This is a genomic window from Sphingopyxis sp. (assembly GCF_016793825.1).
Lineage (GTDB): Bacteria > Pseudomonadota > Alphaproteobacteria > Sphingomonadales > Sphingomonadaceae > Sphingopyxis.
In genome coordinates this window covers 1-19,128 of sequence record NZ_JAEULM010000024.1, presented here as the reverse complement: position 1 = coordinate 19,128, position 19,128 = coordinate 1, and the positions used below count along the sequence as shown (strand labels likewise).

The following is a 19,128-nucleotide window of genomic DNA, read 5'->3' as shown; positions in this document are numbered from 1 at the left end:
GTCCACAAGGGATGAATTTTATCCACAGGCTGTGAATTAGGGGGACAGCGCCCGGCGACTCCGCGACGTTACCCGTAACCTGCCGAGTCAATATGTTGGCAAAAGGGACATCGCCGCCTAAAGCCGCGCTGTCCGCCGACCAACAAACCACCACAATTATCTATAAGATTATTAGATGAGAGAAAGAGGGGCCGCGTGAAGGCGTCGTCGAAGAGCTTGCTGGCAACGCTGCGCGGGGTGCGGCAGGACAGACCTGCCTTGTGGCTGATGCGCCAGGCCGGGCGCTATCTTCCCGAATACCGCGCCTTGCGTGAAACCAAGGGAGGGTTTCTCGAGCTCTGCTACGACAGCGCGGCGGCGGCTGAGGTGACGTTGCAGCCGATCCGACGTTTCGGGTTCGACGGGGCGATCCTCTTCTCCGACATCCTTGTCGTACCGCACGCGCTGGGCCAGCATTTGTGGTTCGAGGCGGGAGAGGGGCCGCGTCTCGCGCCGCCGCTTGTCGACACTGCGCTGGCGTCGCTTGAGGCGATGCCCCAGCGGCTCGACCCGGTCTATGGCACGGTCGCGCGCGTCGCGGCATCGTTGCCGCCGGAGACGACCTTCCTCGGCTTTGCAGGAAGCCCCTGGACCGTTGCGACCTATATGGTGGCGGGGCAGGGGTCGAAGGACCAGGCCGCGGCGCGGCGCATGGCGCTGAACGATCCTGAGGCTTTCGGCGCGATCATCGAGGCGATTATCGACCTGTCGGTCACCTATTTGTCGGGCCAGATCGAACAGGGGGTCGAAGCGGTCCAGCTTTTCGACAGCTGGGCAGGAAGCCTGTCGCCCGCGCAATTCGAACGCTGGGTCATCGCGCCCAACGCCGAAATCGTACGCCGGCTGAAGGCGCTTCATCCCGAGACGCCGATCATCGGTTTTCCCAAAGGGGCTGGCGGCAAGCTCACCGCTTACGCGAACGAAGTGGGCGCCGATGCGATCGGTCTGGACGAGACGGTCGATCCGGCATGGGCCGATGCGGCGCTGCCTGCGGAGCTACCGGTTCAGGGCAATCTCGATCCCCTCGTGCTTGTTGCGGGCGGTGCAGCGCTGGACGCGGCGATCGATCGCATCCTTGCAGCTTTTCCTTCGCGTCCCCATATCTTCAATCTCGGGCATGGCATCGTACCCGACACGCCCATTGCCCATGTCGAACATCTGATCCGGCGCGTGCGTGGCTAGGCGGTATTTATGGAATTGGTGGGATTTCTGGGCGTGACGATGCTTTGGGTCAAAGCCGCGCACGTCATCTTCGTGATATTCTTGATGGCCGGCCTGTTCATGATGCCGCGTTTTTTCGTCTATCACCACCAGTGCGCGGTCGGATCGGACGAAGACCGGGTATGGATTGAGCGTGAGGATCGGCTCCGCAAGATCATCCTCAATCCGTCGATCATCCTTGTCTGGATTCTCGGCCTGATGCTGGCCTTCAATGGCGATTATTGGCGCGAAGGCTGGTTCCACGCCAAATTTCTGCTCGTTCTTCTGTTGTCGGGATATCACGGGTGGCTGATCGGCTATTTCAAGAAGCTGAAGCGGGGTCTGCGCCCGCTGACCGAAAAACAGCTCCGGATGCTCAACGAAGTGCCCGGGGTGGCCGCGGCGGCGATCGTTATCCTGGTGGTCGTGCGGCCGTTTTGAGCCGCGGCATCGCTTTCACTCTCGGGCGGGCCCTGCTTCGGTCCGGGTTTCGGTCCGGCGAAAACGGGCATCAAATGGTCGAATCTTCCTGCCTGCAGGGCTCCGCGCCGATTGACTTGGGCAAAAGCCGGTTATAGGGGCCGATCAACCCCGCGTCCTGCGGGCGGCGCGTCGTCGCGTCGATCTATCTTGAACGGTCGTCCCACGGCCGGATAGGCACCAGCCGGTGCGCCGAACTTAGTCCAGATATCTCTCTTATTTTACACTCGGAATCCATCCATGCATCTTAAAGAACTCAAAACCAAAGCGCCCGCGCAGCTCGTCGAAATGGCGGAAGAACTGGGCGTCGAAGGCGCATCGACGCTGCGCAAGCAGGACCTGATGTTCTCGATCCTGAAAGAACTCGCCGAAGAGGGCGAGGAAATCATCGGATCGGGGACGATCGAAGTCCTTCCCGACAGCTTCGGTTTTCTCCGCTCGTCCGACGCCAATTATCTGGCGGGTCCGGACGATATCTATGTCTCGCCGAACCAGGTTCGTAAATATGGCCTGCGGACCGGCGACACGGTTGAAGGCGAGATCCGCGCGCCGAAGGACGGCGAGCGTTATTTCGCCCTGACCAAGCTGATCAAGGTCAATTTCGACGATCCTGAAGCCGTTCGTCACCGCGTCAACTTCGACAACCTCACCCCGCTCTATCCGAACCAGAAGCTGTCGCTCGACACGGTCGATCCGACGGTGAAGGACAAGTCGGCCCGGGTCATCGACCTCGTGAGCCCGCAGGGCAAGGGCCAGCGTGCGCTGATCGTCGCGCCGCCGCGCACCGGTAAAACCGTGCTGTTGCAGAATATCGCCAAGGCGATCACCGACAACCACCCCGAGGTCTATCTGATCGTCCTGCTGGTCGACGAACGTCCAGAGGAAGTCACCGACATGCAGCGCAGCGTCAACGGCGAAGTCGTTTCCTCGACCTTCGACGAACCCGCGACGCGCCACGTCCAGGTTGCTGAAATGGTGATCGAAAAGGCGAAACGCCTCGTCGAGCACAAGAAGGATGTCGTCATCCTGCTCGACTCGATCACGCGCCTTGGCCGCGCGTACAACACCGTCGTGCCGTCGTCGGGCAAGGTGCTGACCGGCGGTGTCGATGCCAACGCGCTCCAGCGCCCGAAGCGCTTCTTCGGTGCCGCGCGCAACATCGAAGAAGGCGGTTCGCTGTCGATTATCGCCACCGCGCTGATCGATACCGGCAGCCGCATGGACGAGGTCATCTTCGAAGAGTTCAAGGGTACGGGTAACTCGGAAATCGTGCTGGACCGCAAGGTTTCGGACAAGCGCATCTTCCCGTCGCTCGACGTCGGCAAATCCGGTACCCGCAAGGAAGAACTGCTGGTCGAGAAGGACAAGCTCAGCAAGATGTGGGTGCTGCGCCGCATCCTCATGCAGATGGGCACCGTCGATGCGATGGAATTCCTGCTCGACAAGATCAAGGATTCGAAGACGAACGAAGATTTCTTCGATTCGATGAATCAATAAGTCAGGGCGATGGCCGTGATCGAGCATGCATTGCTCCCCGTGCGAGCGGGCAGCGAGGCGGCGTTCGAAGCGGCCGTTGTCGAAGCGAGGCCGTTGATCGAGGCCTCGCCCGGTTTCCTCTCGTTCGAAATCCGCCGCCCGACCGGAACCGGACAGCCCTATCTGCTGTTGGTGGAATGGCGGTCGGTGGCTGATCACCGCGATGGTTTCCGGCTGTCCGACCGCTATCGGCAGTGGCGCGCGCTTCTGCATCCCTTTTATGACCCCGTGCCCGAGGTTCAATATTTCGGAGAGCCGCTCTGATGGATTTTTCGGCGATCTTTACCGCACCCGGACTGCTGCTGCTGGGTCAGATCATTATCGGCGATCTCACCATGGCCGGCGATAATGTGCTGATCATGGGAACCATCGCGGGGCGCCTTCCCGAACGCCAGCGCCAGCGCGTGCTGTTTCTGGGCGTCGGTATGGCGTTGGTATTTCTCGTCACTTTTGCGACGATCGCGACGCAGTTGCTCAAGATCACGGGGTTGGTGTTCGCGGGCGGGTTGCTGCTGCTGTGGGTCGCCTACAACATGTATCGCGAGATTCGCCCGGCGCCCGAAGCGGGTCCGATCGATGATCCAGATACCGCAGAAATCGAAGGCGCACCGGCAAAGCAGACCTTTTTCAAGGCTGCGATCTCGATCATGATCGCCGATCTGTCGATGAGCATCGATAATGTGCTGCTCGTCGCCTCGATCGCGCGTGAAAATCCGGCCTTGCTGTTCGTCGGCATGACCGTCACGGTGCTGATCATGGGGCTGGCCGCCAATTATGTCGCCAAGCTGCTGCAACGGTATCACTGGATCGCCTGGGTCGGGCTGGTGGTGATCCTCTATGTGGCGCTGAAGATGATTTACGACGGTTGGGTCGATCCCGAGATCGGCCTGGGTCATTTGTTCGGATGGATACGCTGAGATGATTTGGGACATGATCTTGTTTGCCGCTGGGGTGCCGGCGTCAGGTGGAATCTGGGACGCGATCGTCCATGATTTTTCGAACATCACCGAACCTGCCGCCTTCACGGCCTTCATCCAGGTCCTGTTGATCGACCTCGTGCTTGCAGGGGACAATGCGATCGTCGTCGGCGCGCTCGCCGCGGGCTTGCCGGCCGACCAGCGGCGCAAGGTCATCCTGATCGGCGTCGGCGCGGCGCTGGTGCTGCGCATCGGTTTTGCTCTGGTCGTCCAGCAATTGCTCGGGATCGTCGGGCTGGTGCTGGCCGGCGGGGTTCTGTTGCTGTGGGTCGCGTGGCGCATGTGGCGTGACATTCGCAGCGATCACGGCGAATCGGCGGGATCGCCGGAGATTGTCGGTGATGAGGATTCAGGTCTCCGTCCCGCAAAGACCTTTGCGGCCGCGGCGTGGGGCGTCGCGATCGCCGATGTGTCGATGAGCCTCGACAATGTCCTCGCGGTCGCCGGCGCGGCACGGGAGCACCCGGGAATCCTGATCGTCGGGCTGATCTTCGCGGTCGCGATGATGGGCGTCGCGGCAAATGTCATCGCCAAATATATCGAACGCTATCGCTGGATCGCGTGGGTCGGTTTGCTGGTCATCCTCTATGTCGCGATCAAGATGATCTGGGACGGCTGGCACGATGTCCATCCGCACTTCATGAACCTGATTGGCGGCTGATCGCAGGGCTGGCGCTTTGGCGCTGGCGCACCCATATGGTGGCGATGGCTGCCCTGCACATGACCCGCGTCGCCGTCGGCTGCCCGGACTATCCGGCGCTCGCCGCGCGGATCGAGGCGCGCACTGAGCAAGGTGAAGTCCGGTTCACGACACGGTTCAAGCCGAAGCGCGCCGACGAGCTGATCGGTGGCAAGCTGCATTTTATCGTCCGCCATACGCTTGTCGGGCGCGTCGAGATTCTGCGCTTTGACGATCGCGATGACGGGCGGATCGATATCGTCTGTGCCGGCGTGCTCGAACGCATCCATCCGCAACCGAAGCGCGCGCATCAGGGATGGCGCTACCTGACCGAGGCGGACGCGCCAAAAGGCGTTGGAGAGGGCGACGGCATCGGCGACCTGCCGCCCGAACTGTATCGCGAACTCGCCGAATTGAGCCTGATCTAGGGTCCTGACCCTAGCAGGCCGCGCGGAAGCTGTCGGCGCGCGCCATGGCCCAATAGCGGGCGCCCGCGACGGAATCGGGATCGTCGAGCAGCACGCCGCGCTCGTAGAATTTATAGATACGGTCGATCGTGTCCGAGCGCGCCGAGTTGAGGCGCTCGTGCAGATGGTGAGGCCGGATCTGCCAGGGATTGTCGAGCCCCATGGCGCAGCTGATATCCCACAGCGCCGAAACGGTTGCCGCCTGGAAGCGGCGGACGCGCCCGGCCTTCTCGGCGGGAACGAGCCCGCGCTGGCGGCCGGGATCCTGCGTGGCGACGCCGGTCGGGCACTGGTCGGTATGACAGCGCAGCGACTGGACGCAACCGAGGCTGAACATGAAGGCGCGCGCCGCGTTCGACCAGTCGGCGCCGAGCGCACAATTGACCGCGAGCCCCGCACCCGAATGCACTTTCCCCGATGCGGCCAGGCGGATGTCCTCTTTCAGCCCGCAACCGACAAGCGCATTGCGCACGAAGATCAGCCCTTCGCGCAGCGGCATACCGACGCGGTTCGAAAACTCGATCGGCGCTGCACCGGTGCCGCCCTCGGCGCCATCAACGACGATGTAATCGAGGCGGATTCCACTCTCGATCATTGCCTTCATGACGGCATAAACCTCGTGCGGCTGGCCGACGCAAAGCTTGATCCCCACCGGCTTGCCACCCGACAGATCGCGCAGTTTCGCGGCCCATTCGACCATTTCGATCGGGGTCGTGAACGCCGAATGCGCGGCAGGGGAAATGCAATCCCGTCCTTCGGGGACGCCGCGTGTCGCCGCGATCTCTGCGCTGACCTTTGCGCCCGGCAAGACGCCGCCATGTCCGGGCTTGGCGCCCTGGCTGAGCTTGATCTCGATCATCCTGACCTGGTCGTTCTGGGCCCGGTCGCGAAAGCGCGTAGAATCGAAGCGGCCCGCTTCATCGCGGCAGCCAAAATAGCCGCTTCCGAGCTCCCAGACGATGTCGCCCCCGTGGATGCTGTGATAGGGGCTGAAGCCGCCTTCGCCGGTGTCGTGGTAGAAATTGCCGAGCTTGGCGCCGAGGTTCAGCGCTTCGATCGCCTTCGCCCCGAGCGAGCCGAAACTCATCGCCGAGATATTGAGCAACGCGACGTCGTAGGGCTTGGTACATTGGGCGGTACCGACATGGACGCGCTGGCTGCGATCGGCTCCCGTGGCGGGGGCGATGCTGTGGCTCATCCATTCATATTCGTCCGAATAGACGTCGAGTTCGGTGCCAAAGGGATGGCTGTCGAGTTCGCCCTTCGCACGGGCATAGACGATATCGCGTTCGGCGCGGGCGAATGGACGGCCGTCGAGCGGGCCCTCGACGATATAGGCGTAGAGGAATGGGCGCAGCGCCTCGAACAGCCAGCGGATGCGTGCGATCAGTGGAAAATTGCGGCGGAGGCTGTGATGACGTTGCAGGGCATCATAGGCTGCAAGCAGGAGCAGCGGCACCCAGAGCAGGAGTGTCCAGCGTGCCGGCGTCCACCACGCGGCCAGCGCGATCGCCGCGAGCAGGATCGGGAAAGCGATCAGCCGGCGCATGGCGAGCACCCGGTCCCCGTCACCCCGCCTGCGCCGCGAGCATCGCCGTCATCTTCTCCCAGACCTTGTTGATCGCCTTGAGCGGGCGAACCATCACTTTGAAATCCTGTATCTTTCCGTCGTCGTTCCAGCGGATGATGTCGACACCATTGATCTGGATGCCATCGATCTCGCTCTGGAACTCGAGCATGGCCTGGTCGCCGTCGACGATCTCGCGCAGGTAACGGAAATTCTCGCCGCCCAGCACATGGCTTGCCGCATGGAGATAGGCGAAAACCTTCTCTCGGCCCTCCTGCGGGGTGTGGACGACAGGCGAATGAAATACCGCATCGTCGGCCAGGCTGCCTTTCAGTGCCTGCGCATCGCCCGATTGCATATAGGCGTGCCAGGCAGCCACACCCGTCCTGGCGTCAGCGCGCGCGCTCATGCGAGATGCTCCGCAAGAAACGCGCGGGTGCGACCGTCGGCCAGCTCGGCCGCCGCATTGTCGCGGCGGTTGCCATGCGTCGCGGCGAAGCCATGGTCGAGCCCGACATAGTCGTGAAGCGTGACCTTGGGATGCGGGTCGAGCGCTTCGTGTATCTGGGCCTGTGCTTCGGCGCTGACGAAATGGTCGGCAGTCGGGATGTGAAGCATCAACGGTCGCGCGATCGCGTGGCTTTCGTTCAGCATCTGGTCGATCATCACGCCATAATAGCCCACCGACGCATCGATGTCGGTGCGGGCCGCGGTCATATAGGCGAGACGCCCGCCGAGGCAGTAGCCTGCACAACCGACCTTGCTTGCCCCCTGATAGTGGAGCCAGCGGATTGCGGCTTCGATATCCTTCACGCCATCGTCGGCGTCATACTGGCCGAAATAGCCGAAGGCTTCCTGCAACTCGGCTTCGACGTCGGGATCCAGTTCGACACCGGGAGCGAAGCGCCAGAAAATGTCGGGGGCAATCGCGAGATAGCCTTGTGCGGCCCAGTCGTCGCACTTCTCACGGATGCCGGCATTGACGCCGAAGATCTCCGGAATCACGATGATCGCACGCGACGAATCGGCGTCGGGCCGCGCGACATAGGCCGGGATTGCCCCTTCGCCGTCCAGCGCCGGGATGGTCGTGTTCGTCGCGGAAGTTGCGGTCATGGCGGGGAGATCTCCTGTCTCTTGCTTCTTGGTAGGGAAAGCGCGAAGCTAGCCTTCGTTCTGGCGCGGCTCAAGCGCCGAAAGGGAAGGCCACACGATGAAGTTCAATATCGAGATCGATTGCACGCCCGAGGAAGCCCGGCGGCTGTTCGGGCTCCCCGACCTCGAGCCGCTGCACGACATCTATTTGAGCCGGGTCAAGGAATTGATGGCGAAAGGCATCACGCCCGACATGGTCCAGCAGATGGTCAAGACATGGGTGCCAATGGGCGAAAGCGGATTGGGTCTCGTCCAGTCGTTGCTGGGCCAGTTTGGGAGCGGACTGATGGGCGGCGCGTCGAAGTCGGCCGGGAAGGCGGCAGGCGCCGGCGATGACGACAAGGCCGCCAAGGGGCGCAAGAGCTGAACCAAGCCATTGTAAGTGATACGATCTTTGCGTTGTCGAGCGGAATGCCGCCGGCAGCGATCGCGGTTGTGCGGGTCAGTGGACCGGAAGCCGGCGTGGCGCTGAAGACGCTCGCCGGGCGCTTGCCCGAAGCGCGGCGGGCGTCGCTGGCGGACCTTCACGATTCAGCCGGCACACCGCTCGACCGCGCCCTCCTGCTATGGTTTCCCGGCCCGGCCACCGCGACGGGCGAGGATCTGGCCGAAGTGCATCTTCATGGTGGCCGCGCGGTGGTCGCGGCCGTGGAGACGGCGCTCGGGGCGATTCCGGGGCTGCGGCGTGCCGAGGCAGGAGAGTTTACCCGCAGGGCGTTTCTGAATGGGCGAATCGACCTGGCTGAGGCCGAAGGACTGGCCGATCTTCTTGCCGCCGAGACGGAAAGTCAGCGTATCCAGGCGCTCGGCATGGCGAGCGGGCATGTGTCGCGCGCCGTGGCGGGCTGGCAGGATCGGCTGTTGACGCTGATGGCGGGGGCCGAGGCCGAACTCAACTTCGCCGACGAGGACGATGTCGAGGTCGGCGATGCGGTGATGCGGCGGCTGCGAGAGGGGATGGAGAGCCTCGGCCGTGCGCTGGACGAATGGCTGGCGCGGCCTGCGGCCGAGGTGATTTCCGAAGGACTTTCGGTTGTGATTGCGGGCCCGCCGAACGCCGGAAAATCGACGCTCATCAATGCCTTGGCACAGCGCGAGCTTGCGATCGTGTCACCTGTTGCGGGAACGACGCGCGACGTCATCGAAACGCCGCTGGCGCTGGATGGGATCGCGATGCGTTTCTCCGATACGGCCGGCATTCGGGACGAAGCCGGCGATGGGGTCGAAGCGATCGGTATCGACCGGGCAAAGGCGGCGATCGAGGCGGCGGATATTCTGTTGTGGCTGGGACGCCCGAGCGATGCGCCCGAACATCCGCGCGTCATTCGGATTGCGGCGCAGGCGGACCGCTGGCGGGACGAAGCGGGAAGCGAGAGGGTGCCGGATGCTGACGCCGTGGCGCGCTGGGATCTCGCTCTGTCGGCGATGACGGGTGAGGGGATGGATGCCCTGCACCGACTCATCGTCGAACAGGCGCGGAGGATGTTGCCGAGGGAAGGGGAGGCGGCGCTGCGGCAGCGGCAGCGGAGCGCTCTCGTCGAAGCGAGGCAATGGCTCGACATCATGCCGCAGTCACCTGAAGCGGAGGATCTTATCCTGCTTGCCGAGCGCTTGCGGCTTGCGGGCATAGCGCTCGACCGGATAACGGGGCGGGCTGGCGTCGAGGACATGCTCGATGCGCTGTTTGGCCGTTTCTGCATCGGAAAATGATGTTTCACGTGAAACACGGCTCCGGGCGCACGCCGGTGGATTCGCTGCTCGCATTGCGCTAAAGGCGCCGGCAATCATGCCGAATGAAGCTCTTTTCGATGTCATCGTCGTCGGCGGTGGACACGCCGGAACCGAGGCCGCCGCGGCGGCGGCTCGGATTGGTGCGCGCGTCGGGCTTGTCAGCTTCGACCCTGCGCTGATCGGAACGATGTCATGCAATCCGGCGATTGGCGGGCTCGGCAAGGGGCATCTGATGCGTGAAGTCGATGCGCTTGATGGTTGGATGGCCCGCGCCGCCGACCGTGCGGCGATTCACTATCGGATGCTGAATGCCTCGAAGGGTGCGGCGGTACAGGGTCCGCGCATCCAGGCCGATCGCACGCTCTATCGCGATGCGATCCAGACCCTGCTCGCCGCCGAAACGAGCATCACCGTGATTGCCGGTGAGGCGGCGGCGTTGAGGCTTTCGGATGATGGCGCCCGTGTCGAAGGGCTGGAACTCGGCGACGGATCGATCCTTCTGGCGTCCGCGGTGGTGCTTGCTACGGGGACCTTTCTAGGCGGACGCCTTTTCCGTGGTGAGGAGCGGATGGAGGGTGGACGTATCGGAGAGGCCGGCGCCCACCGGCTGGCCGACCAGCTTCGTGCGGCGGATTTGCCGATGGCCCGACTCAAGACGGGGACGCCGCCGCGCCTCGATGGACGATCGATCGATTGGGCGCGGCTGGAGGCGCAGCCGTCGGACATGGGCGATTGGACCTGTTCCACGTGGAACGGGGGCCGAACAGTCCCGCAGATTTTCTGCGCGATCACGAGGACCAACGCCGAAACGCATGCGATCATTGCGGCGAATCTCGACCGCTCGCCGCTGTTCACGGGGGCGATCGGCGCGGCTGGCCCGCGCTATTGCCCATCGATCGAGGACAAGATCCACCGCTTTGCCGACCGTGACGGCCATCAGGTGTTCCTGGAGCCCGAGGGGCTGGATTCATCCCTTGTCTATCCGAACGGAATTTCGACCTCGCTTCCCGCCGATGTCCAGCTTGCGATGCTGCGGACGATGGAGGGGCTGGAGCAGGTCGAAATGACGGTGCCGGGCTATGCGGTCGAATATGACCATATCGATCCCCGGGCGCTCGATCGGACGTTGCAGGTTCGCGCGATCGGAGGACTATATTGCGCTGGGCAGATCAACGGCACCACGGGTTATGAGGAAGCGGCGGCGCAGGGTCTGGTAGCCGGGGCCAATGCCGCGCTTGCGGTGCAGGGCCGCGAATCGATGATCCTCGACCGATCGGAATCCTACATCGGCGTCATGGTCGACGATCTTGTGCTGCAGGGGGTTACCGAGCCTTACCGCATGTTGACCGCGCGGGCCGAGTATCGCTTGCGGCTTCGCGCCGACAACGCCGCAACGCGACTGACGCCCCGGGGGATCGCACTGGGGTTGGTGCGTCGCGCAACGGCGGAGTTGTTCGAGGCGCGGCAAGTGAATCGGGAGTCGGCGGCGGCGCTGCTGGCCGAGCCGGTGTTGACGGCGGACTATCTGGCGATCGGTCTGGCGGTTCCGGCGGACGGCGTGTCGCGGAGGCGGATCGATCTCTTACGTTTTCCTGGCGTGACGATCGCCACGCTGAAGGCGCTCGCGCCTGATCTAGAGGCGATCGACGGTGCGATACTGGCGGAGCTTGCCGAGGATGCGCACTATGCCCCCTATATCGCGCGGCAGGACGCGGAGCTACGCTCGCTTGCGGCAAATGAGGCCATCGGACTCGACCCCGCGCTGGATTACGGCGCGATCGGCGGTCTGTCGCGCGAGATGGTCGAGCGATTGACAAGGGCGCGACCCGAGACGCTGGGTCAGGCTGCGCGGATCGACGGCGTAACGCCGGCGGCACTGACCGCGATCATGGTCCACAGCCGAAAGAGGGCGGCGTGATGTGGCCTATGGTCCGTTCTTTGCCAGGTGGCGAATCCGGACGCAGCGTCGCATGCCGCCTTGTCACCGCAGATATCGATGAAGTGGCGCGCGAAGGATCGGCGAAGGCGCGCGCATGACGGATATAGCGTTGCTCGACAGCGAGGAGAGCGCTCGCGCCTGGATTGATGAGGTCCTCTCTCCCACGGTTCGGCAATGGGCGCAGCTTGACCGCTTCGCGAAGATGCTGATCGCGGAGAATGACCGGCAGAATCTGATTGCGGCGTCGACTATTCCGACGCTTTGGGTGCGGCATGTCGCCGACAGTGCGCAATTGCTGGTGCTCGATTGGGCGCGCGACGGGCTCTGGATCGACCTGGGAAGCGGGCCGGGGCTGCCGGGTCTGGTCGTTGCAATCCTGAGCGATCGGCCCCTGTTGCTGGTCGAATCGCGCAAACGGCGGTGCGATTTCTTGCGTGCAGTGGCGGCCGAACTCGATCTCTCCCATGCAGAGGTTGCCGAAGCGTCGTTGGAGCGCGTCGAAACGCGCGCCGCTTCGACCATCAGCGCCCGCGCTTTCGCGCCGCTCGACAAGCTGGTCGGCTTATCCACCCGCTTTTCCACCGAATCGACCCGCTGGCTGCTGCCAAAGGGACGAAACGCGGTTAAGGAACTGGCGTTGCTGCCGCGGGCGTGGCAGAGGATGTTTCACGTGGAACAGAGCCGCACCGATGCGGAAAGTTACATTCTGGTCGGCGAAGGGTCGATTGGGGCACAACAGCGAGGAAAGCGATGATCCGCATTGCCGTGGCGAACCAGAAAGGCGGGGTCGGCAAGACGACGACCGCGATCAATCTGGCGACCGCACTCGCGGCAACTGGCTGGCGGACGCTGATCATCGACCTCGATCCGCAAGGCAACGCATCGACGGGACTCGGCATCAAGCAGGCGCAGCGCGAATATTCGAGCTATGATTTATTGCGCGCCGAGGCGACCGTCGCCGAATGTGCGGTGCCGACGGCGGTACCACGGCTCGATATCGTCCCGGCGACGGTCGACCTGTCGGGCGCCGAGATCGAACTGATCGAGTTTGCCGACCGGCTCCACCGGCTCGAGCAGGCGCTGACGGGCGCCGAGGCCGGACAATGGGATATTTGCCTGATCGACTGCCCCCCGTCGCTTGGCATGTTGACGCTCAATGCACTGATCGCGGCCGAATCGCTGATCGTTCCGTTGCAATGCGAATTTTTCGCGCTCGAGGGGCTGAGTCAGTTGCTGACGACCGTTGAGCGCGTGCGGGGTCGCTTCAACCAGAAATTGTCGATCCTTGGCGTCGCGCTGACGATGTTCGACCGCCGCAACCGGCTGACCGATCAGGTGTCCGACGATGTCCGCGAAGTGCTGGGCCCGGTCGTGTTCGAAACGGTGATCCCGCGCAATGTGCGGCTGTCGGAAGCACCGAGCCATGGCTTGCCCGCGCTGATTTACGACCATCGCTGTGCCGGGTCGGCCGCGTATATTGCGCTTGCCCGCGAGCTGATCGATCGGCTTCCGAATGTCCGGAAAGCAGCTTAGATGTCTGATATTGAAAAGGAAAATTCCGGATCAACGCCGCGCAAGCGTCCCTCGGGACTGGGTCGCGGATTGAATGCCCTGTTTGGCGATGCGGCCGTCGAGGCGCCGGTGCTTGCGACCCCCGGCGGAGCGGCAAAAACCGCCCCGGCTACAGGAGATTCGGTGCAGCATGTATCGGTCGGGTCGATCCGGCCGCTCCCGAATCAGCCCCGGCGGCATTTCGATGACGCGGCGATCGCGGAGCTTGCCGATTCGATCGGCGCGCGCGGGCTGCTTCAACCGATCATCATCCGGCGCGCTCCGGATGGGCAGGGGTATCAACTGGTTGCGGGCGAACGGCGGTGGCGTGCGGCGCAGCGCGCAGGACTGCATCAGATTCCCGCTCTTGTGCGAGAGCTCGACGACGCCGCGACCTATGAGATCGCGCTCGTCGAGAATATCCAGCGTCAGGATCTCAACGCGATCGAAGAGGCCACCGCGTATCGCCGGCTGATCGACGATTTCGGGCATAGCCAGGAAGAACTGGCCAAGCTCGTCGGCAAATCGCGCAGCCATGTCGCGAATCTGATGCGCCTGCTCGACCTGCCGCAAGCCGTGCAGGCGATGGTCGGCGACGGATCGCTGTCGATGGGGCATGCGCGCGCTCTGATCGGGGCCGATGGCGCCGAGTCGATCGCGCGCAAGGTCGCGAAGGAAGGGCTGTCCGTTCGGGCCGTCGAAGCGTTGGTCCGCGCCGAAAAGGGCGGTGGGCGCAAGGCCGCGGATGAATCGGCGAGCAGCGGTTCGGGGCGCGACCCCGACATCATGGCCGTGGAGCGGCATTTGTCCGAACTGCTGGGTATTGGCGTTGCCATTCAATATGCGGGCGGGGGCAAAGGTGCGCTGACGCTGAAATTTGCTTCGCTCGACCAGCTCGACATGATCTGCCAGCGGCTTAGCGGCGAATCGATCTGAATCGGCGCCCGGGCGGGCCCCATAAAATTTGAACGGATAGGCTTGGCCTTCGCAGTGATGGCGAATGCGGTTCCGATTCGGTGCGCCTTCCTGCGAATCTTTTTTCGCGCGACTTAATTTGTGTCAGCGCGGGCCGTTAACAGGCCATAGGCGGTCCCCACGACTAGCCAAACTGCGGCCTAAGGCCATGTTTTCGCTCGCTTGCACCTCGCAACGCGGGCCAAAACTATATGGGCTGTTAACCATGCTTGCTGGCAAAGCCTGAAGATGTGCGTCGCTAAAGAGGTCGGCGAATGGGGTGGGATTTCCATTCGGGTTTCGACTCTACCTATCGACTTCAAGGGACCAAATCATATGCGCACCATTGGAATGAAGCGCGCCATCGTCGGCGCCGCGATCGCTGCCCTCGCCATGAACGCCTCGGCGGCACATGCGGCAACGGCCACCGCCACGGCGAAGGCCCGCATCCTCCAGCAGCTCACGCTCACCAATTCGACCGATCTCGACTTCGGCACGATCGTCAGCGGCACCGCGGCGTCGACCGTTGCGGTTTCGACGGCCGGCGCGGTATCGTGCGGCACCGGCCTGACCTGCATCGGCACCACGACCGCCGCGGGCTTCAACCTCGCCGGTACGAGCGGCGCGGTTGTCGGCATCAGCGGTCCGTCCACGGTTTCGCTGACGTCGGGTAGCAACACGATGTCGGCGGCGCTGACCTATTCGGCTCCGACCGTTACGCTCGGCGCGACGGGTGGCACTTTCTCGGTTGGCGGCACGCTGACCGTCGGTGCCAGCCAGGCTGCCGGCAACTACGCGGGAACGTTCACCGTTACCGCCAACTATCAGTAAGTCCTGATTTTTCAGGTGGGGGGACGGCGCGCCGGACGGGCGCGCCGACCACAAAGGGGTCGCCGGGTACCAGCCTCGGCGGCTCTTTTTGTGTTCCGGCCGTGCCGTCTCCCTGACGCCCCGCGCCACTGGAAAATATCGGCGGGGTAAGACGGAAAGAACCGGCCAGCGCTGGGCGCTCCGCCATGGTTAGCGAAATATCAACCATGAAGGCGCAACAGGGATCGACCAACCAATGGGCGCGGTGGGGACCACGCCCGCAACGATTGTGGGGATCGTATCGATGTTGCGCCTTATGAGGGCCCTGTGCCTGTTTTCCGCGGCTGCGCTGTCAGCGGCCGCTGTACCGGCCGAGGCGGCCGGGGACCTGCTCGTCGCGCCGACGCGCGTCATCCTCGACGGATCGCGCGGCACCGAAGTGGTGCTGAACAACATCGGCGCCGAGCCGGCGACATACCGTATCAGCCTGGAAATCAAGCGAATGACGCCCGAAGGCGGGCTGGAGGAAATAGACGAAGCGAATGTCACGGCCGCCGAGCGCGCGGCGCTCGACATGATCGCCTTCAGCCCGCGGCGCGTGACGCTGCCCCCGAATCAGCCGCAGGTGATCCGGGTCGGCGTGCGCCTTCCCGACGGACTTGCTTCGGGGGAGTATCGGGCGCACATGCTGTTTCGCGCGGTCCCCGATGCCGTGCCTGCCGTCGCGGTCGATCCTGCGAAGCCTGCGCCGACCGGTGTTTCGATCGCGCTCACGCCGATATACGGCATCACCATCCCGATCATCGTGCGCGTCGGCGATCTTGGTGCGACCGCGACGATCGGCAACGCCTGGGTTGGTGAAACGAAGGATGGCCCAGCGTTCGAGTTCGACCTCTCGCGTACGGGCAATCGTTCGGTTTATGGCGATATCGAAGTGACGCGGCCCGGGGTTTCAGAACCGCTGCTGCTCGCACGAGGCATTGCTGTCTATCCCGAGATTGGCGCGCGCAAGGTATCGCTGCGCGTTCCGCCCGAACTGGCGGTGAAGCTCAAAGGTCCGGTACAGATCCGCTATACCGAGGACCGCGAGGTTGGCGGCGCTACGATCGATGCGGTGGATCGGGTCGTGAAATAGGTCGGGGCAGGACGAAACCGCAGGCGTGCGATGATCCGCGCGGCCATACTTCGGTATTTTCCGGCGCTTTTCGCTGGACTGGCGCTGGTCGGGCTTGCCCCGTTCGGCGCCCATGCCGTTGAAAAGAATCCTGTATCTCTGGCATCCGATGGCTGGGCGCCGAACGAGGACGACCGCTGGCTCTTCGACCTGCGGTCTGGCCAATACCGCCTGGGCGATGGCGTGCGCGGCTATCAGACCCCGCAGGGCATTTGCGTCGATCTGGGCGACATGGTGCTTGCGCTCGATCTGGCCGTCCGCGTCGACAAGAAGTTGCGCCGCGCAACCGGCTGGGTGTTCGACGAACGGCGCAGCCTGGTAATCGACCGCGACGCGGGAGAGGTCCATGTCGGCAGCCAGAGCTATGCGATCGGCGCGACCGCAATCCGCGATGTTCCCGCAGGCTGGTGCGTCGACCTCGCCAGTCTCAACACATGGCTGGGCGTTCCCGTCGTTGCCGATCTGTCGAATGCCGTTTTGCGGGTCGATTCCAAGGAGAAGCTGCCGTTCCAGCTAGCGGCCGAGCGGCGGGCCCGGGCGGCGGGAATCCGGCCGCAGGCATCGTTCGATCTCGCCAGTCTGCCGCAGACCAAGCGGCCCTATCAGGGCTGGGCGACTCCTTCGGTCGATGTGGTCGCTTCTGCCGGGTTCGTGTCTGACAAGAAGGGCGGATCATACGCACAGGCGCGCTATGAGGTTTTCGCGGCCGGCGAAGTGGTCGGCCAGAGTTTCGATGCGCGCCTGTCATCGGACAATCAGGGAGTGCCCGACAGCCTGCGCCTGCGGCTCTACCGAACCGATCCGGAGGGGCGGCTGCTGGGTCCACTGCGTGCGACGCACTATGCCGTGGGCGATGTCAGCTTGCTGTCGACCGGACTCGTCGCGCAGTCGATACCGGGGCGCGGTGCCGTGCTGACCAACCGCCCCGTCGAGCGCCCCGACAGCTTCGACAAGACGAGCTTTCGCGGCGACCTTCCGGCGGGTTGGGACGCCGAATTGTATCGCAACGGGCAGTTGCTGGCCTTTACCGCGCCGAACAGCGACGGTCGTTACGAATTTCTCGACGTCCCGCTGCAATATGGATCGAACCGCTTCGAGATCGTGATGTATGGCCCGCAGGGGCAAATTCGTCGTGAAATCAAGCAACTGCAGGTCGGCATCGATTCGATACCGCCGCAGCAGACTTGGTACTGGGCGGGCGTCGCCCAGGAAAACACCGATCTTGTCGAATTCGGCCGGCGTGGCGGGGCGTTTCGGCGTGGCTGGCGCGGAACCGCTGGAATCGAGCGAGGACTCAATACCCGTACCTCGATCGCGGCGTATCTCCACAGCCTGATGATCGAAAATATCCGGCGCACCTATGGTGAAGTGGCAGTGCGTCGTTCGATTGGCCCCTCGCTGCTCGAAATCGCCGGGAGCTATGCCGACGACGGCAGCGCGGCGGCGCGCGCAAGCTGGGTTGCGGCGTTCGGCGATACCAATGTGCGGGCCGATGCGATGCGCGGCTGGGGCGGCTTCGTGTCCGATCGGTTCGTCGGCAAGATCGAGGGACTCTATTCGTTGTCGGTCGATCAGTCCGTGACGTTGGGACGGACGATCCTGCCGCTTCATTTCGATCTCGCAAAGATCGACCGTGCCTCGGGAGCCTCGACCCTTGAGGCGTCGGGACGAGCATCGTTGAGTTTTCGCGCACTGACCTTCACCGGCCAACTCGACTGGGCGCGTTCCAAGGTTCCTGTCGGGCCCGATCCGCCCGATAATCTGACCGCAACGCTGCTCGCCAATGCCCGGATCGGGCGCGTCCGCCTGCGCGGTGAGGCGCGCTTTCTGCTGTCCGGTGCCAGTGCCGACACGCGCGTCGCGGTGGTTGGCGAATGGACGGGGAAGGACGATGCCGAATGGCGCGCCGAACTCGGCTATGATCGAGGGCTCGATCGCGCGCGGGCAGGCCTGGGATATACGCGCCGTTTCAACAAGCTACAGCTCAGTGGATTCGGCGAAGTGGCGACCGATGGCTCCGTCGCGGCGTCGCTGTCGCTCGCTTTCAGCTTCGGGCCGAAGCCGGCCGGCGGCGGTTGGCGCCTGTCGAGCGAAAAGCTGGGCGGTCGCGGGCAAGTGATGGCCGACGTCTTCATGGACGATAACGGCGATGGTATCCGTCAGCCCGGTGAAGCCGCGGTGGTCGGAGTCCCGCTGACCGCGGGGAATGCCTTTGTCGAGGCATCGACCGATAAGAGCGGGCGGGCCGCGATCGACGGGCTTGAGCCCTTTCGCCCGGTAATGATCGGGATCGATGCGGGCAGCCTTCCCGATCCCTATGTCCAGCCGGCACTTCCCGGTGTGGTCGTTACTCCGCGCCCCGGCGTTGCGACGCGCGTCGCGCTGCCGATGACGCAGGCCGGCGAAATTGAAGGCGTTGCAATCCGCGACGGCGGTAATCCGATCGAAGGACTGAGCCTTGAGCTGGTCGATGCCGAAGGCCGCGTCCGCGCGACGACGCTGACGGAGTTCGACGGATATTTCCTTTTCGAAAGTGTGGCTTACGGCCGATACACGGTGCGTATGGCGAAAGCATCGGCTGCTGCGTTGCGGCTCGACCCCGCTTTCATGCTGAGTGTGGGGCCGGGGAAGGCGGCGCCGCGCGTCAAATTGGGAACGCTGAAGCTGCGGCCGCTCCAGCGCGACGCGGCCGGACCCACGGCGGCGGCCGAAAGCGGCAATAGCGCGCGAGGGCCGGTGCACGAACCACTTCGTGGATTGGCGCTAGCCTCGATGTAAAGCAGCCCTTCGAGCGCCGCGCCTGATTGAACGCGGGCTGCCACAGGCAGACCCTTTCGGCTCCTTTACCTGAGGAGTCGAACGATGAACGAGC

General features: G+C 63.8%; 19 protein-coding genes. 16 read left to right on the top strand and 3 right to left on the bottom strand.

Annotated features, from left to right (window positions below; translation table 11 throughout):
* Window positions 1-195 precede the first annotated feature (195 nt).
* The 7 genes from hemE (at window position 196) to JNM03_RS08040 (ending at window position 5,339) form a co-directional block, all read left to right on the top strand.
* Window positions 196-1,221, top strand: a complete 1,026-nt coding sequence (gene hemE, locus JNM03_RS08070; protein WP_294035957.1) for a uroporphyrinogen decarboxylase — start codon at window positions 196-198, stop codon at window positions 1,219-1,221.
* Between the two features lie 18 nt (window positions 1,222-1,239).
* The gene (locus tag JNM03_RS08065; RefSeq protein ID WP_294035984.1) at window positions 1,240-1,680 is read left to right on the top strand and encodes a CopD family protein; all 441 of its coding nucleotides are present in this window, start codon (window positions 1,240-1,242) and stop codon (window positions 1,678-1,680) included.
* Between the two features lie 279 nt (window positions 1,681-1,959).
* Window positions 1,960-3,216: a transcription termination factor Rho gene (gene rho / locus JNM03_RS08060; protein ID WP_294035956.1), complete on the top strand. Its 1,257-nt coding sequence runs from the start codon at window positions 1,960-1,962 to the stop codon at window positions 3,214-3,216.
* A gap of 9 nt (window positions 3,217-3,225) precedes the next feature.
* The gene (locus JNM03_RS08055; protein ID WP_294035955.1) at window positions 3,226-3,519 is read left to right on the top strand and encodes an antibiotic biosynthesis monooxygenase; all 294 of its coding nucleotides are present in this window, start codon (window positions 3,226-3,228) and stop codon (window positions 3,517-3,519) included.
* Complete coding sequence (locus tag JNM03_RS08050) at window positions 3,519-4,172, top strand: YjbE family putative metal transport protein (protein ID WP_294035954.1); 654 nt, start codon at window positions 3,519-3,521, stop codon at window positions 4,170-4,172. The genes JNM03_RS08055 and JNM03_RS08050 overlap by 1 nt, the downstream gene beginning before the upstream one ends.
* 13 nt (window positions 4,173-4,185) lie before the next feature.
* A complete protein-coding gene (locus tag JNM03_RS08045) occupies window positions 4,186-4,893 on the top strand; it encodes a YjbE family putative metal transport protein (protein WP_294035953.1) in 708 nt (235 codons plus the stop codon).
* A 44-nt stretch (window positions 4,894-4,937) separates the two neighbouring features.
* Window positions 4,938-5,339, top strand: a complete 402-nt coding sequence (locus JNM03_RS08040; protein ID WP_294035952.1) for a DUF1489 family protein — start codon at window positions 4,938-4,940, stop codon at window positions 5,337-5,339.
* A gap of 10 nt (window positions 5,340-5,349) precedes the next feature.
* Here JNM03_RS08040 and JNM03_RS08035 read toward each other — a convergent pair whose 3' ends face one another.
* From JNM03_RS08035 to JNM03_RS08025, 3 genes are read right to left on the bottom strand one after another with little or no spacing between them, the layout of a single operon-like run.
* Complete coding sequence (locus JNM03_RS08035; RefSeq protein ID WP_294035951.1) at window positions 5,350-6,927, bottom strand: FMN-binding glutamate synthase family protein; 1,578 nt, start codon at window positions 6,925-6,927, stop codon at window positions 5,350-5,352.
* A 19-nt stretch (window positions 6,928-6,946) separates the two neighbouring features.
* Window positions 6,947-7,354 (bottom strand): nuclear transport factor 2 family protein, encoded by a 408-nt coding sequence (locus JNM03_RS08030; protein WP_294035950.1) that lies wholly within the window; start codon window positions 7,352-7,354, stop codon window positions 6,947-6,949.
* The gene (locus JNM03_RS08025) at window positions 7,351-8,058 is read right to left on the bottom strand and encodes a dienelactone hydrolase family protein (protein WP_294035949.1); all 708 of its coding nucleotides are present in this window, start codon (window positions 8,056-8,058) and stop codon (window positions 7,351-7,353) included. The genes JNM03_RS08030 and JNM03_RS08025 overlap by 4 nt, the downstream gene beginning before the upstream one ends.
* Before the next feature lie 97 nt (window positions 8,059-8,155).
* On the opposite strand from JNM03_RS08025, the gene JNM03_RS08020 reads away from it, so the two are divergent.
* The 9 genes from JNM03_RS08020 (at window position 8,156) to JNM03_RS07980 (ending at window position 19,034) form a co-directional block, all read left to right on the top strand.
* On the top strand, window positions 8,156-8,464 hold the full coding sequence (locus JNM03_RS08020; protein ID WP_294035948.1) for a DUF6489 family protein: 309 nt from the start codon (window positions 8,156-8,158) through the stop codon (window positions 8,462-8,464).
* Between the two features lie 8 nt (window positions 8,465-8,472).
* Window positions 8,473-9,807 (top strand): tRNA uridine-5-carboxymethylaminomethyl(34) synthesis GTPase MnmE, encoded by a 1,335-nt coding sequence (gene mnmE / locus JNM03_RS08015; protein ID WP_294035983.1) that lies wholly within the window; start codon window positions 8,473-8,475, stop codon window positions 9,805-9,807.
* A gap of 76 nt (window positions 9,808-9,883) precedes the next feature.
* Complete coding sequence (gene mnmG / locus JNM03_RS08010; RefSeq protein WP_294035947.1) at window positions 9,884-11,746, top strand: tRNA uridine-5-carboxymethylaminomethyl(34) synthesis enzyme MnmG; 1,863 nt, start codon at window positions 9,884-9,886, stop codon at window positions 11,744-11,746.
* Window positions 11,747-11,861: 115 nt separating this feature from the next.
* Complete coding sequence (gene rsmG, locus JNM03_RS08005) at window positions 11,862-12,521, top strand: 16S rRNA (guanine(527)-N(7))-methyltransferase RsmG (protein ID WP_294035946.1); 660 nt, start codon at window positions 11,862-11,864, stop codon at window positions 12,519-12,521.
* Complete coding sequence (locus JNM03_RS08000) at window positions 12,518-13,300, top strand: ParA family protein (protein WP_294035945.1); 783 nt, start codon at window positions 12,518-12,520, stop codon at window positions 13,298-13,300. Before rsmG ends, JNM03_RS08000 begins: the two co-directional genes overlap by 4 nt.
* A complete protein-coding gene (locus tag JNM03_RS07995; RefSeq protein WP_294035944.1) occupies window positions 13,301-14,254 on the top strand; it encodes a ParB/RepB/Spo0J family partition protein in 954 nt (317 codons plus the stop codon).
* Window positions 14,255-14,608: 354 nt separating this feature from the next.
* Entirely contained in the window at window positions 14,609-15,103 is a 495-nt protein-coding gene (locus JNM03_RS07990; RefSeq protein ID WP_294035943.1) for a DUF4402 domain-containing protein, read from the top strand.
* 283 nt (window positions 15,104-15,386) lie between these two features.
* Entirely contained in the window at window positions 15,387-16,217 is an 831-nt protein-coding gene (locus JNM03_RS07985; RefSeq protein WP_294035942.1) for a molecular chaperone, read from the top strand.
* A gap of 30 nt (window positions 16,218-16,247) precedes the next feature.
* Entirely contained in the window at window positions 16,248-19,034 is a 2,787-nt protein-coding gene (locus tag JNM03_RS07980) for a carboxypeptidase regulatory-like domain-containing protein (RefSeq protein WP_294035941.1), read from the top strand.
* Window positions 19,035-19,128: the final 94 nt, after the last annotated feature.

Bases quoted from the DNA above. Each gene is read 5' to 3' on its own strand.
- rho (WP_294035956.1), top strand. From the start codon at position 1,960: ATGCATCTTAAAGAACTCAAAACCAAAGCGCCCGCGCAGCTCGTCGAA.
- JNM03_RS08055 (WP_294035955.1), top strand. From the start codon at position 3,226: ATGGCCGTGATCGAGCATGCATTGCTCCCCGTGCGAGCGGGCAGCGAG.
- JNM03_RS08050 (WP_294035954.1), top strand. From the start codon at position 3,519: ATGGATTTTTCGGCGATCTTTACCGCACCCGGACTGCTGCTGCTGGGT.
- JNM03_RS08045 (WP_294035953.1), top strand. From the start codon at position 4,186: ATGATCTTGTTTGCCGCTGGGGTGCCGGCGTCAGGTGGAATCTGGGAC.
- JNM03_RS08040 (WP_294035952.1), top strand. From the start codon at position 4,938: ATGGCTGCCCTGCACATGACCCGCGTCGCCGTCGGCTGCCCGGACTAT.
- JNM03_RS08035 (WP_294035951.1), bottom strand. From the start codon at position 6,927: ATGCGCCGGCTGATCGCTTTCCCGATCCTGCTCGCGGCGATCGCGCTG.
- JNM03_RS08030 (WP_294035950.1), bottom strand. From the start codon at position 7,354: ATGAGCGCGCGCGCTGACGCCAGGACGGGTGTGGCTGCCTGGCACGCC.
- JNM03_RS08025 (WP_294035949.1), bottom strand. From the start codon at position 8,058: ATGACCGCAACTTCCGCGACGAACACGACCATCCCGGCGCTGGACGGC.
- JNM03_RS08020 (WP_294035948.1), top strand. From the start codon at position 8,156: ATGAAGTTCAATATCGAGATCGATTGCACGCCCGAGGAAGCCCGGCGG.
- mnmG (WP_294035947.1), top strand. From the start codon at position 9,884: ATGCCGAATGAAGCTCTTTTCGATGTCATCGTCGTCGGCGGTGGACAC.
- rsmG (WP_294035946.1), top strand. From the start codon at position 11,862: ATGACGGATATAGCGTTGCTCGACAGCGAGGAGAGCGCTCGCGCCTGG.
- JNM03_RS08000 (WP_294035945.1), top strand. From the start codon at position 12,518: ATGATCCGCATTGCCGTGGCGAACCAGAAAGGCGGGGTCGGCAAGACG.
- JNM03_RS07995 (WP_294035944.1), top strand. From the start codon at position 13,301: ATGTCTGATATTGAAAAGGAAAATTCCGGATCAACGCCGCGCAAGCGT.
- JNM03_RS07990 (WP_294035943.1), top strand. From the start codon at position 14,609: ATGCGCACCATTGGAATGAAGCGCGCCATCGTCGGCGCCGCGATCGCT.
- JNM03_RS07985 (WP_294035942.1), top strand. From the start codon at position 15,387: ATGTTGCGCCTTATGAGGGCCCTGTGCCTGTTTTCCGCGGCTGCGCTG.
- JNM03_RS07980 (WP_294035941.1), top strand. From the start codon at position 16,248: ATGATCCGCGCGGCCATACTTCGGTATTTTCCGGCGCTTTTCGCTGGA.